This is a genomic window from Millisia brevis NBRC 105863 (genome assembly GCF_001552615.1).
In the GTDB taxonomy this organism is placed as follows: domain Bacteria; phylum Actinomycetota; class Actinomycetes; order Mycobacteriales; family Mycobacteriaceae; genus Millisia; species Millisia brevis.
In genome coordinates this window covers 64250-77547 of record NZ_BCRN01000003.1, presented here as the reverse complement: position 1 = coordinate 77547, position 13298 = coordinate 64250, and the positions used below count along the sequence as shown (strand labels likewise).

Below are 13298 nucleotides of genomic sequence, written 5' to 3'. Positions count from 1 at the left end.
GTCCGGGATGGGCGATCCGACCGCGCGATGGTCCTTCGGGTGTCTAGCCTGATGAGCATGGCCGATCCCGTCGACATCATCGAGCACGCGGCTTCGACCGGGCAGTGGCGGCACTACGACGGCTCCGCCCTGCCCGCGTCGCTGGCGGCCGCGCTCGAGGTCTTCGCCGAGCAGGGCTATCACGGCACCACGATCCGACAGGTCGCCGGCCGTGCGGGATTGTCCGTGCCCGGGCTCTACCACCACTACCCGTCCAAACAAGCGCTCCTGGCGGGCATCGTCGACGCGTCGATGGACGAGCTGTTGTCCCGTTCCTTCGCGGCCGAACGCGAGGCCGGCGACGAACCGCTCGCGCGCTACGACGCGGTGATCGAGTCGTTGTTGCGCTTCCATATGCACCGGCGCAACCAGGCCTTCGTGACGTCGAGCGAGCTGCGCAGTCTCGAACCGGAGGCCCGCGCCCGCCATATCGACCAACGCGATCGCCAACAGCGGCAGGTCGACACGATCGTCGTCGACGGGGCGAACGCCGGGGTCTTCGCCGCGGAGTACCCCCTCGACGCGGCCCGAGCGGCTGTCACCATGTGTGTCGCGGTGGCCTCCTGGTATCGCCCGGGCGGAGCGATGTCGGTCGACGAACTCGTTCCGCGCTACGCGGAGCTGGCCCGGCGCCTCGTCGGATACCGACCGTCATGACCCGTCGGTGTCCGGATGCGGCATCCGATCCGACCCGGATCGGTGCGGCCCGCGCCGGGTGCCGCAGCGTCACCTCTCGCCCGAACCCCGCCCCGATGGCCGTCGCAGCATTGACGCTCGACCCGCATCATGTCATCGTGAACGAACCGAGCGATCGCTCGGTCGGTGGCCGATCCCGGTTACCGGATCCACATTTGCCCCGGAGGTCCGATGTCCGTACCGACCGCAATCGACGCTGCCGCGCTGGCCGATCTGATCGAGCGGACCCGCACGTTCATCCGGGAGGAGGTGTTGCCCGTCGAGGACGCCTCCGGGGGTGACATCGTCGCCGCCGGTGGCGACAAGCTGCGCGTCGAACTGCAGGACAAGGCGAAGGCCGCCGGCATCTTCGCGCCGCACGCCCCGATCGAGTACGGCGGACTCGGGCTGCCGATCACCCAGCACGCGCCGCTGTTCGAGGAGGCCGGCTACTCGCTGTTCGGCCCGGTCGCGCTGAACATCGCCGCCCCCGACGAGGGCAATACCCACATGCTCGACAAGCTGGCCACCCCGCAGCAGCGCGCCCACTACCTCGCGCCGCTCGCGACCGGCCACGTGCGCTCGGCGTTCGCGATGACCGAACCGAGCCCCGGCGCGGGCGCCGACCCGCGCGCCCTGCGGACCGCTGCCGTACGCGAGGGCGATACCTGGCGCATCACCGGCGACAAGCACTTCATCACCGGCGCGGACGGTGCCGACTTTTTCATCATCATGGCCCGCACCTCGGGTGAACCCGGCGATCCCGGCGGAGCCACGATGTTCCTCGCCCCCGCCGACAGCCCCGGCATCACCGTGGGACGGCATATCGAGACCCTCGACCGCGCGATGATCGGCGGCCACTGCGAGGTGCGCTTCGAGGACCTGATCGTCGGTGAGGACGCGGTGCTCGGCGGTGTCGACGCCGGCTTCGCGGGCGCCCAGGTGCGCCTCGGCCCGGCCCGGATGACCCACGTGATGCGCTGGCTCGGCGCCGCCCGCCGTGCCCACGACATCGCCCTGAACTACGTGAACAACCGCAGCGCCTTCGGCTCCTCGCTGGCCGAGCTGGGCATGGTGCACCAGTTGGTCGCCGACAACGAGATCGACATCGCCGCCACCCGGGCGCTGCTGATGACCGCCTGCGCCGAACTCGAACTCGGCGGTCACGCCGGGACCTCGACGTCGATCGCGAAGACCTTCGGCTCCGAGGCGATCGGCCGCATCGTCGACCGCTCGGCACAGATGTGTGGCGGGCTCGGCGTGTCCTACGACCTGCCGCTGGCGCGGCTGATGCGCGAGGTGCGGCCCTTCCGGATCTACGACGGCCCCTCCGAGGTGCACCGCTTCTCGATCGCCAAGCGGGCGCTCAGCGCGTCGCGGCGGGCCGCGGCCGAGTCCGGCGCCGGCAACGCCGCCCTCGTCGCGACGCCGGAGCCGGAGATGGTTCGATGACCGCCGCGACCCCACCGACCTCGACCGATCTCGCGGGCCTCGACCTGCCCGCGCTCGACGCGCATCTGCGCGAGATCGGCGTCGCCCGCAGCGGCGAGCTGACCGGCCGGCTGCTGTCCGGGGGACGGTCGAACCTGACCTTCCTGGTCGCCGACGACGCCTCCCGCTGGGTGCTGCGCCGTCCGCCGCTGTCCGGGCTGACCCCGTCCGCGCACGACGTCGCCCGCGAATACCGGGTGGTCGACGCGCTGGGGTCCACGGCCGTTCCGGTCGCCCCGACGGTGACGGTCGACGCCGAGGGCACGGTCCTGGGCGCTCCGTTCGCGATGGTGGCATACGTCGACGGCCGGGTGATCCGCACCGCCGACGACCTCGCCGGGGTACCGGCCGCGCAGGTGTCGCCGACGATCGACGCGCTGGTCACCACCCTGTCGGATCTGCATGCGGTCGATCCCGCCGCGGTGGGCCTGGGCGACTTCGGTCGACCCGAGGGCTACCTCGCCCGCCAGGTGCGGCGCTGGGGATCGCAGTGGCAGCACGTCCGCTTCGACGACGACACCCGCGACAACGACGTCTCCACCCTGCACGACCGCCTCGTCGAGGCGCTGCCCGAGCAGCAGGGCACCTCGATCGTGCACGGCGACTACCGCATCGACAACGTCATGGTCGACCACGACGAGCCGACCACGATCCTGGCGGTGGTCGACTGGGAGCTGTCCACCCTCGGCGACCCGCTCAGCGACGTGGCGTTGATGTGCGTCTACCGCGACCCGGACTTCGACGACGTCCTCGGCCTGGCCGCCGCGTGGACCTCCCCGGCGCTGCCGTCCGCCGACGACATCGCTCAGCGCTACGCGGCCCGGTCCGGTCGGGACCTCGTCGGCTGGCCGTTCTACCTGGCGCTGGGGTACTTCAAGCTGGCGATCATCGCCGCCGGCATCGACCATCGCCGCCGGACCGCCGAGGGCGCCGGGCGCAGCGCCGACGCCGAGGCCCCCGACCGGGTCGGCGCTTCGGTCGCGCCGCTGCTGGCCACCGGCCTGCGCATCATCTCCGGCTGAGCCGCAGCCGGGTTCGGGGAGTTCTGCGTCCACCCGGTGGATGCAGAACTCCCCAACGCGGCCAGCGGTGTGGGGGGTGGCGGAGTGCCGGGGCGCGCTTGGCGGTGGTGTCGGCGGAGCGGTGACGTAGGTAGGCGGGCTCAGACCAGGCTCAGGCGGCCCTTGGTCTCCGACGCGGCGACCTCGGCGCGCTCGCGGATGGTGTGCAGGGCGGCGGTCTCCGCCTCGATCGGGGCGGTCAACTTCTCCCGGGCCACCCGCTCGACGCTCTCACGCAGCCGCGTCCGCGCCGCCGAGGCGCGGCGCGAGGCGCCCAGGATCGCGAGCAGCCGCGACAGCAGGGCGAGCACCAACCCGGCGAAGACCCCGCCGGCCAGCAGCACCGTCGGCAACGGGAACTGGCCGAGCATCGGGGTCGGCGGCTCCGGCATCTGCAGGTAGGCGAAGCCGAAGAGGATCGCCAACCAGGTGAACCCGACGACCACCAGCGCGATCAGCGCCCACTGCAGGAACCCGACCAGCTGCTGCCAGATCGGCACCCGGCTCGCCTCGATCGCGGTCCCTGCGATCGCCACGTCCAGGTCGTCCGACAGATCGCGGGCCCGCACCACCGCCATCGCCCGGGCCTGCTCACCCCACGGCTCGGGCAACTCGGCCGTCGCCACCGACACGTAGCGCCGCGCGGCCCCGGCGACCGCGGACCGCGCCGCGGGCGACGCCGACGGCAGGGAGGTGCGCACCAACTCGGCCTGCGCCTCGCTGTGACGTTTGCCGGACATCCCGAGCCCGCGCAGACCGATCCGGCGCAGCGGGTCGGCGCGCAGCTTGTTGACCCACCGCGTCGGCGGCCAGCCGGTCGCGGCGATCGCGTCCCGCTCGGACGACCCGCGCACCGCGTCGACCACCAGCGGGATCCCGGCGGCGGTCTCCAGGGCGTCGATCAACTGCGACTGCGCCTTGGCCGCCGCCTCGCGGACCTTGCCGCTCGGCACATCGGACGACGGCACGGTCGCGTCGAGCAGATCGCGGGCGGAGTGGCGCACATCGGCGATCAGCCGGGCGGTCGCCGCCTCCCGCCGGCGCACCGCGTCCGCGATCACCGACCGCAGCTGATCCATCCCGGCGCCGGTATGCGCGGAGACGCCGAGCACGGTGACGTCGGTCAGCCCGTCCTTGGCCGCCAACGACCGCAGGTCGGCGACGCAGGACTGCGCCTCGGCGGGGCTCAGGCGATCGATCTGGTTGAGCACCAGCAGCACCACCGCGTTGTGCCCGGCGAGCGGGCGCAGGTAGCGGTCGTGCAGGATCGCGTCGGCGTACTTCTGCGGGTTGGTCACCCAGATGAGCAGGTCGGCGCGTTCGGTGAGGTAGTCGGCCCGGATGCGGTGATCGGCGACCACCGAGTCGTGGTCGGGCAGGTCGAGCAGGATCAGCCCGTCGGCCAGCCGATTGTTCGGCTCGAGGCGGTGCCGCTCGTGGATCGACAACCAGTCGAGCACGTCACCGCCCCCGCCGCCGACCACCACCGCCAGCGCGTTCGACGTCGTCGGCCGCTGCACCCCGGTGCGGGTGATCTCGCTGCCGGCGATGGCGTTGAAGACCGACGACTTGCCCGCGCCGGTCGCCCCGGCCAGCGCGACGACGGTGTGCTCGCCGGAGAGCGCGGCCCGCTGCGCGGCGCGTTCGACGATCGCCCGCGCCGGTGCCAGCGCGGTCTGCGGCAGCCGCCCGGCGCCGAGCCGGATCGCCTCCTGCAGGGCTTCGGCGCGTTCGGCCAGGCTCGGACCGGAACGTCGGGGACTCATCCGCGTCCCTCCGCATCCGGTCGCGGGCGGGCTGCGGGGTCTTGCGGTTGCGGCTCCGGGCGGGCGCCGAAGAGCCGCTTCCAGAACCCCGGCTTCTGCTCCCGAGCCGCCTCGTCCGCGATCCGCTCGCCGGCGGGCAGCGCGGTCCGGGCTTCGGCGGCCTCGATCGGCACCCCGCGCAATTGCGCGCCGCGAAGGCTCTGGCCGAGCGCCAACGGGTCGGGACCGCGGGAGATCGCCCGGGCGGGGCGGGCGGCACGTTCGGCCCGCGCCGCACCGACCACATCGGCCGCCGCGCGGCGCAGCGCCTCGCCGTCGCCGGGGGTGATCGCCATCGCGTCGAGTCGGGTCATCGCGACCCGCGAGTCGGTATCGAGCAGCACATCGAGGCGTTGTTCCAGGCGTTCCTGTGCCTGTTTGGTCAGCCGGCGCACCGCGTCGTCGCCGAAGGTCGCCTCCAGCAGCTTCTGCGCGATCACCGCGGTGCCACCGGCGATGCCGATCTCCGCGCCCGACAGGCCACCGGTGCCCGCGAAGACCAGGACCATCAGCGAGACGCCCAGCCCGTTGACGCCGAACGACGCCGCCCGGGCGAGCCCCCGCCGGTCCTCACCCTGCTCGCGCACCAGGGCCAGCACGTCCTGCTGCCAGCCCCGGATCTGGCCGGTGATCAGCGCCCGCAGCTCGGCGGTTCCGCCGGTCGCGGCGAAGGGCAGCGTGTTGTCGACCAGGACCGCCGAGCCCGCGGGGTCGGCCCGCCACCCGGCGATCACCCGTTCGCGGGCGGTCTCGACCGCGTCGAGCGCGACGGCCTCGAGCCCGTGCGCGATCGCGGTCTCCACTTCGACCGCACCGGCCGGCTTGCCCTTGAGGAAGGAGCCGATCCGGTCGCGGACCTTGCCGATGCCCTCCTCGATCGAGCGCATCAGGTCGCCCGCGCCGACGAAGTCCTGCCAACGGCCGAGCACCTCGCCGCGCAGCATCGCCCCGTCGGTGGTCGCCTCGGCCATCTGCCGGTGCGCGTCGCGGTAGGCGACCGCCACGATCGCCTTCAACCGGTCGAGGGCGGCGATCTGCTCGTCGCCCGCCGCGGACAACGCGTCGAGGCGGCCGACCAGGTCGGCGATCATCCCGTCGCGGGTCGCGGTGGCCAGCTCGTCGCGGGCCGAGGAGTTGCCACCCAGGTCGGTCAGCCAGCCGGAGACCTCCGCGACCGCCCGTTCGGGCAGCATCCCCTCGGCGTCGAGCGGCGATTCGGGAACGACGAACAGCGGCGAGTCGCCGAGGCCGTTCTCGTGCATCATCCGCTGCAGATCGGCGACCACCGCGTCCGCGCCCAGGTCGATCCGGTCGAGGACCAGCGCGATCTGCGCGTGCCGCTTCGCCGCGGCGGTCAGCAGATCCCAGGGCACCGCGTCGGCGTAGCGGGCGGCGGTGGTGACGAACAGCCACAGGTCCGCCGCGGCCAACAACTGCGCGGCCAACTCCCGGTTCGCCCGCTCCACCGAATCGATATCGGGGGCGTCGAGCAGCGCGAGCCCGGCGGGCATCCCGGCGAAGGGCACCAACCGCAGGCTGCGCACATCCTCCGGTGCATCCGGCTTCGGCGGCTCGGGCGTCCCGAATGCCGGGTTGACGATCTTGGCGTGGATGCGCGGCAGATTCGGCAGCACCCGTTCCGGGCCGAACCAGGGCGCGTCGCCGGTGTTGTGCACCAGGACTGGGGAGCGGGTGGTCGGGCGCAGCACCCCCGGCCGGGTCAGCGGGGCACCGAGGATCGAGTTGACCAGGGTCGACTTGCCCGCCCCGGTCGAGCCGCCGACCACCACCAGCAGCGGGGCGCCCTCGGCGCGCAGGCGGGGGAGCAGATAGTCGTCGAGTTGGTTGACCGTCGCTTCGCGCAGGTGACGGAACTCGTCGACCCGGGCGCCGTCGAGCGGCAGCCGCATCGCCGAGAGCCGGCCGCGCACCACGTCGAGGGTGCGCAACAGTTCCGACCGGGCGGCATATTCGTGCCGGGTCGCCTCGGCGATCGGGTCGTCGATGATCTCGCCCCAACCGGTGTCCGGCGGCGGCGCGGACGGGCCGGTCGAGCGCGGGTCGTAGCCGGGCTGAGGGGCCTGCGGCAGCGGGGCCCGCTCGTAGGTGGGTGCGGGCGGCTGGATGCGATCCCACTGCCCGATGGTCGCCGGCAGATGCGGCAACGGGGGCGCCTGCTCGATCCGGCGGTCGTCGGGCACCGCCGGTCGGCCGTAGGCCGGGGTCTCCTCCTCCGACAGGGCGTCCGACCCCGCGTCCCACTCCGGGCGGGCGTCCGTCCGCGGATCGGACCACACATCGGGTCGGCCCCCGGTGTCCGGACGACCCGTCGACGCGGGTCCGGCGCCGCGCTGCGGTGCGGGCGGCTGGGCGGGACGTCCCTCGTCCGGCTCTGTCATAAACGTCAGTCTGCCGGAGCGCCACCGCCGATGTCTCGAAGGTCGGACATGGTGTCCCTGAATTGCCGCACGAGCGCGGGCGGAAACCGGGCGGAAACGTGGTCGACAGGGCGATGCCGACGCCCGAGGATGGGGCCATGACCTCCACACCGTCCGTGCTGACCCCGCCGGAAGGGCTCGCGCGGTACGAGCGCGATACCGCAGCGATCGCCGATCGGCTTGTCGATGTCGACGTCGCCGCCCCGGTGCCGACCTGCCCGGGATGGACCGTGACCGATCTGATCCTGCATCTCGGCGAGGTCCACCAGTGGGTCGGCCACGCGATCCGGGAAGGCACCCCCGACGGCGCCTTCACCCCGCCCGAGAAGACCGACGCCGCCGCATTGAGCGGGTGGTACGCCGAGCAGGCCGGGGCCTTGGCCGACCTGTTGCGAGTCACCGACCCCGAGACCCCCGTCTGGCATTTCGGCCCCAAGCCACGGGTCGCCCGATTCTGGTTCACCCGCCAGGCCCACGAGGTCGCGATCCACCGCATCGACCTCGCCGCCGCCGCGGGGGACCCGTGGCCGTTGCCGGACGAGACCGCGGCGATCGACGGAATTCTCGAGATCGCCGACGTCTTCTACCCCCGTCAGGTTCGGCTCGGCCGCATCGAGGCGATCGACGCCGGGGTGACCTTCATCGCGGGCGACCACAGCCGCCTCATCGGGGAGCGATCGGTGGCCGAGGTCAGCGGCCCCGCGTCGGTGCTCCAGCCGCTGATGTGGGGACGGATCGCCCCGGACGACCCGCGGGTGACGATCACCGGCGACGCCGATGCGGTGCGCCGCGTGCTGGGCTCCGGCATCATTCCCTGACCGCTCGCCGGGGAGCGCGGTGAGAACCGACACCCTGCCGAACCCCGGGCCGCGTGACAGAATTGGCGCGGCCCGGACGCCGTCGTCGGGCCACCCGTCGAAAGGAACGTACCTGCCATGTCGGTAACCGCGGCGGCGGCCGCCATCACCGATCACACCCGTTGGGTCGACGATTTCCCCAGCCCGGGAATACGTTTCGCCGACCTGACGCCCACTCTGGCGGATGCCACCACCTTCCGGGCCATCGTCGACGCGATCGCCGAGTCCGCGCCGGGTGATGTCGACCTCGTCGCCGGCGTCGATGCGCGCGGCTTCCTGTTCGGTGCGGCCGCGGCGGCGGTCATGGATACCGGCGTGCTCGCGGTCCGCAAGAGCGGCAAGCTGCCTCCGCCGGTGCGGTCCTGCTCGTACACCCTCGAATACGGCAGCGGCACCCTCGAGATCCCGCTCGAACTCGACCTGCGCGGCCGCAAGGCGCTGGTGGTCGACGACGTGCTCGCGACCGGCGGAACCCTGTGGGCGACGAAGGAATTGCTGAAGATGGCCGACGTCGAGGTCGTCGGCATCACCGTCGCGATCGAGTTGACCGAATTGCAGGGCCGCGATCGTCTGGCCCCGACGCCGGTCAGCGCGCTGCTCGCCATCTGATCCATCAGCGGCGCACCCAGACGAACCAGGTGCCCGGCCCGTAGCGGTTGGTGGCGTCGAACTCGGCGGCCAGTTCGTAGCCTCCTTCGGGGGCCAGCAGGTCGTCGAGTTGCCGGGCGAGCTGCGCGCTGGGGCCGTACCGCAGCACCACCACGTCGAAGTATCGCTCCGACAACGCCGCCCGATAGGCGGGCAGTCCGCTCAGATCGTTGCCTCGGGCGTCGGTGTACAGGAACGTGTACATACCGGTCCACTGGTACGGCTCGACCAGGTCGCGCAGGTAGTAGCGGGGTACCTCGCTCTCCTCGACCAGGTAACGTCCGGTGATCGGCCGCGCCTGCATCCGCAGCGCCTCCACCATCTCCGTGCTGTTCGGCCAATCCCGGAATCGTTCACCCGCCTGCGCGATTCCGGTACCCGCGACCGCGACGCAGATCGCCAGGACCGCCGCGAGGCCGCGGAAGGTCGGGGCGCGCAGCAGGCCGGACAGCGCCAGGCCGGCCAGCGGTGCGGCGAACCACAGTCCGAAGCCGACGTGCTTGTGCAGGGAGACCGCGGTGTGCATCGTCGCCTGTTGGATCGGGGCGGCGCAGGCCGTCGCGATCAGGGCTAGAGCCAGCAGGGTGCGGATCGGCGCCGCGGGCAGCGGGCGGCCGAGGTGCACCCGGCCCGTCGCGTACAGCACCCCGCCGATCGCGGCGATCAGCACCGGCAGGCCGACCAACTGTGCCGCGCCGACCAGCACGTCGGCGGCGGGATCGGAGCCAGGTTCGCGCTCGGTGGTCGTCACCCGCAGCCCGGTCCACAAGGGGGAGTAGCCGTACAGGATCGCCCCGATCGGCGCCGCCGTGGCCGCGGTCAGCAGCGCGGCGCGCAGGAACGCACGCAGCGGGCCGACCACCGGCACCGCGACCAGCAAGCAGATCGCCGCCACCGGCGGGAAGTACAGCGCTGCTGCGTATTTCAGGAAGAAGGCGATCGCCAATGCCCCGGCCGCCGGCAGCGCCGGCAGAAACGCACCCGGCCGCCGGACCACCAGCCAGGCCGCCAGAGCGCAGAACATCAGCGCCGCGGCGTCGTAGGTCGCGAGATTCCCGATGAACAGGATCGGCTCGGTCACCGCGAAGATCGCGGCGGCGACCACCGCCGACCGGCGGTCGAAGAGGTGCCGGGTCGTCCCGTACAGCAGCGCGGTGGTCGCCAGGGCGAACAGCAGCGACAGGCCGCGCGCCGCGGTCAGCCCGCCGACCGAGTCGACCGCCGCGGCGGCGACCGGATAGAGGCCGGGGGCGCCGGAGAAGTACACCGAGTAGACCTCGTAGGTCGGCGTCCCGTGGCGGATCAGATCGATCAGGCGATGTCCCGCATAGAGATACAGGGCCTCGTCCTGGAAGGCGGTATTGCGCGGGAGCAGGGTCAGCACCGCCTGCAGTCCGAGCACACAGAGCAGGGGCCCGCGCCGACGCACCTCCCGCAGCGGGGCGTGGCGGCCCAGCAGTCGGCGCACCCCCTCGGCCGGCCCGCCCGGTTCGGCCGGCAGGTAGGCGCGGGCGAGTTCGGTGCCGCGCGGGGCAGGCAGCGCCGCGGTCATCGGACCTGCCCGGCGGACATCGGCAACCACTGCGCCGGGTCGGGCATCCGCCACGGCAGCGCCCTCGGATCGGTCGGATCGATGAACGGCCCGCCGTCGTGATAGACCACCGCCGCCACGTCGGCGCGCCCGGCGACCGCCAGGCGCACCGCGGCGAGCCACTGGGCTCGATCGGTGAACGCCGATGCCATCCGCACACATCCGACGCCGGTATCGACGGTGGGCGTGCAGATTTGGCTCGGTGGCGCGCTGATCTCCAGGATCAGGGGAGTGTCGGGATGGCGACCGGCGACCGCCGACAGCTCGGCGGCGGGGTCGACCCAAGCGGTGCCGGGATAGGCGTACCAGGTCAGGGCCACCACGTCGATCAGGTCGGGATCCGGGGCGTAGGCACCGTCGTGCACCGGATCGGCAGGGCTCCACACCCACGCCGCGTTGTGGGCGCCGGTGGCGTCGAAAATCTCCCGGATATGCCGCCAGGCGGGGGCGGTGTCGGCCGGGATCCCACCGCGGGCCACCGCCGAACTCGCCACGAAGTCGCGGTCGACCAGCGGAAGGACGGTCAGATACACCGGGGCGCCGAAGGCGGCGATCTCCTCGGCCCACCGCCGCACCGCTTGATCGTGGATACCGTTATCGATCGCGGTCAGCGAGGAATCGAGACCGGGGCGGCCGGATGTGCTGAACAGCAGGGTGATCCACGGCGTACCGCCGCCGGCGACCACTCGCTGCGCCCAGTCGGGGTCGAAGCGATCGGCGATCTCGAAGGATCGGCCCGCGACCGCCCCATTCGGGAACGTCGTGGTCGCCAACTGCGCGACCCGTGCCTCGTCGGCCCCGCTGACTCCGGCCCGTACAGCACCACCGATGGCGCGCAGGGCATCCGCGGAGGCGGCGGCCGCGGGCGGCGCCGAGCGGTCCCCGGCCGCCGTACCGATGGTGAACCAGGACACCAGGGCCGCCGCCGCGATACCCACCAGGAAGAAGCGCGAACCCCAACGCATCTCGCGACGGGGCCGCAGGCGACCGGAGGTCTCGCTGCGCAGGATCGGAATCGCGGTCAGAGCGCCCGACGACGCCCGCCCGGCGCGGGCATCCGCGGCGATCAGACCGAGGGTCACCCCGAACAGAACGGCCAGGTAGCAGGTCCACGCCGCGGCCAGATAGACCGCGGGACCGCGGCTTTCGACCACCGCGACGGTGATCGCCACCAGGCACAGGGCCAGGCCGATCGCATAGGGCGCGGCCACCCGCAGCGAGCCGGCGCCGCCGCGCGTCTTCGGGGTGATCGTGAAGCGGGCGGTCCGCCCGGTGATGGTCGCCCGGGTCGCCGAGACCAGCGCGGGCGCCGAGGCGAATCCGATCGCCACCGACCGCCAGCTGGTGGCCCCGGCGGCGGCATGCCAGAACGCGAACATCGTCAGCGCGTAATAGGGCACGAAGTGTTCGAAGAATTGCCCGGTGGTCGCGCCCTGGACCCCGCTGATCCCGGTGAGGATGAACAGGATCGGAGCGATCACGAAGATCGTGTCGCGCAGCCCGGACAGGTAGTGGGTCATCGCGAGCGCGTACTGCACCCGCTGGTCGGCGGACAGTCCGCTGCCGGGGGCGACCAGCCGTCGCCCGTAGCGGCGCAGCACCGTCAATGTGCCACGCGCCCACCGTTCCTGCTGCTTGAGATAGGCGGGGAAGTCCATCGGCCCGAGGCCGGCGGCATAGATGCCGCGCAGGAAGACGCATTTCCACCGCGGCGCCAGCAGTACGGACGCCGCGAAATCCTCTGTGACGGAATCCCTTGGCAAGCCGCCGATCTCATCGAGAGCCCGGGCGCTGACCACCACATTGGTCCCGCAGATGAACGCCGAGCTGCGGGTGGCCTTGGCCGGGCAGAGCAGCCGGTAGAACAGCGACTGCTGGTCGTCCGCCCATCGGGTGACCGGGTTGCCACGATTGCGGTAGTACTGCCCGGTCTGCACCCAGCCGATCGAGGTATCGGTGAACCACGGCACCGTCGCGGTCAGGAAGTCGGCGGTCGGGATCTGGTCGGCGTCGAAGATGACGACCAATGCGTCGCCGGTGGCCCCCACCAACTGCCGGGCGTTCTCGATATTTCCGGCCTTCGCGCCGCCGCCGACCGTTCGGGTGATGCAGGTGACGCCGAGGCGGTCGGTCAGCTCGATCACCTCGTCGCTGCAGTCCGCGCCCGCGACGCCGCCGTCGTTGCAGACGACCACCTCGATCCGCGCGTACGGATAACGGCGCAGGAACGTATCGCGGGCGAGCAGGACGCCGCGGAGGGTCTGCCCGAGGATCGCCGGTCCCTCGTCGACGGTCGGGACGAAGACGACGATCGGCCGCCGGGTCGGATCGGTGTCGCGGCGCGGTGGACGCATCCGCGACGGCCACATCGTCAGCTGCAGGCCCATGGCGTGCAGGGCGGCGTGTGCCTCGGCCAGCAGCAGCGGAATGCCGATGAACCATCCCGCCCAGGACAGCACCGTCGTCCGCCAGGCCAGATAGTCGATCGCGGCGACCGCGACCGCGGGCGCGATCGCCACCAACCGCAGGTTGCGGCCCGACCAACCGGCGACCCGCGCCAATGCCGCCCCGAGCAGCAGAACCACCAGGGCCACCCACGCGCCCGGCCGCAGCCAGGCGATCAGCACAACCACGGTGACGATCGCGGCTCCGGTGGCGATGCGCACTGCCCGACCCCGCCGATCGACCGGATC

9 protein-coding genes are annotated in these 13298 nt (G+C 72.4%); 5 read left to right on the top strand and 4 right to left on the bottom strand.

The window, feature by feature from the left end; translation table 11 throughout:
- Positions 1–51 precede the first annotated feature (51 nt).
- From MB1_RS05195 to MB1_RS05185, 3 genes are all read left to right on the top strand, one after another.
- A complete protein-coding gene (locus tag MB1_RS05195; protein WP_174531937.1) occupies positions 52–696 on the top strand; it encodes a TetR/AcrR family transcriptional regulator in 645 nt (214 codons plus the stop codon).
- Between the two features lie 210 nt (positions 697–906).
- Positions 907–2166, top strand: coding sequence for an acyl-CoA dehydrogenase family protein (locus MB1_RS05190; protein WP_066904483.1), 1260 nt, complete (start codon positions 907–909; stop codon positions 2164–2166).
- Positions 2163–3227 carry a phosphotransferase family protein gene (locus tag MB1_RS05185; RefSeq protein ID WP_066904480.1) on the top strand — a complete coding sequence of 355 codons (1065 nt, stop codon included), beginning with the start codon at positions 2163–2165 and terminating at the stop codon, positions 3225–3227. Before MB1_RS05190 ends, MB1_RS05185 begins: the two co-directional genes overlap by 4 nt.
- A gap of 140 nt (positions 3228–3367) precedes the next feature.
- Here the strand turns inward: MB1_RS05185 and MB1_RS05180 are convergent, their stop codons facing one another.
- On the bottom strand, positions 3368–5032 hold the full coding sequence (locus MB1_RS05180; RefSeq protein WP_066904477.1) for a GTPase family protein: 1665 nt from the start codon (positions 5030–5032) through the stop codon (positions 3368–3370).
- Positions 5029–7470: a dynamin family protein gene (locus tag MB1_RS05175; RefSeq protein WP_218000189.1), complete on the bottom strand. Its 2442-nt coding sequence runs from the start codon at positions 7468–7470 to the stop codon at positions 5029–5031. The genes MB1_RS05180 and MB1_RS05175 overlap by 4 nt, the downstream gene beginning before the upstream one ends.
- A gap of 137 nt (positions 7471–7607) precedes the next feature.
- Between MB1_RS05175 and MB1_RS05170 the strand changes: the two genes are divergently transcribed.
- Positions 7608–8327 carry a maleylpyruvate isomerase family mycothiol-dependent enzyme gene (locus MB1_RS05170; RefSeq protein ID WP_066904474.1) on the top strand — a complete coding sequence of 240 codons (720 nt, stop codon included), beginning with the start codon at positions 7608–7610 and terminating at the stop codon, positions 8325–8327.
- A gap of 117 nt (positions 8328–8444) precedes the next feature.
- Entirely contained in the window at positions 8445–8975 is a 531-nt protein-coding gene (locus tag MB1_RS05165) for an adenine phosphoribosyltransferase (protein ID WP_066904471.1), read from the top strand.
- Between the two features lie 4 nt (positions 8976–8979).
- Here MB1_RS05165 and MB1_RS05160 read toward each other — a convergent pair whose 3' ends face one another.
- Together MB1_RS05160 and MB1_RS05155 are read right to left on the bottom strand one after the other, a co-directional pair.
- Positions 8980–10566, bottom strand: a complete 1587-nt coding sequence (locus MB1_RS05160) for an ArnT family glycosyltransferase (RefSeq protein ID WP_169801601.1) — start codon at positions 10564–10566, stop codon at positions 8980–8982.
- Positions 10563–13271: a glycosyltransferase family 2 protein gene (locus tag MB1_RS05155; RefSeq protein ID WP_157083918.1), complete on the bottom strand. Its 2709-nt coding sequence runs from the start codon at positions 13269–13271 to the stop codon at positions 10563–10565. Before MB1_RS05155 ends, MB1_RS05160 begins: the two co-directional genes overlap by 4 nt.
- Positions 13272–13298 lie beyond the last annotated feature (27 nt).

Coding starts and splice junctions, on each gene's coding strand:
- MB1_RS05195 (WP_174531937.1), top strand. CDS start 52: ATGAGCATGGCCGATCCCGTCGACATCATCGAGCACGCGGCTTCGACC.
- MB1_RS05190 (WP_066904483.1), top strand. CDS start 907: ATGTCCGTACCGACCGCAATCGACGCTGCCGCGCTGGCCGATCTGATC.
- MB1_RS05185 (WP_066904480.1), top strand. CDS start 2,163: ATGACCGCCGCGACCCCACCGACCTCGACCGATCTCGCGGGCCTCGAC.
- MB1_RS05180 (WP_066904477.1), bottom strand. CDS start 5,032: ATGAGTCCCCGACGTTCCGGTCCGAGCCTGGCCGAACGCGCCGAAGCC.
- MB1_RS05175 (WP_218000189.1), bottom strand. CDS start 7,470: ATGACAGAGCCGGACGAGGGACGTCCCGCCCAGCCGCCCGCACCGCAG.
- MB1_RS05170 (WP_066904474.1), top strand. CDS start 7,608: ATGACCTCCACACCGTCCGTGCTGACCCCGCCGGAAGGGCTCGCGCGG.
- MB1_RS05165 (WP_066904471.1), top strand. CDS start 8,445: ATGTCGGTAACCGCGGCGGCGGCCGCCATCACCGATCACACCCGTTGG.
- MB1_RS05160 (WP_169801601.1), bottom strand. CDS start 10,566: ATGACCGCGGCGCTGCCTGCCCCGCGCGGCACCGAACTCGCCCGCGCC.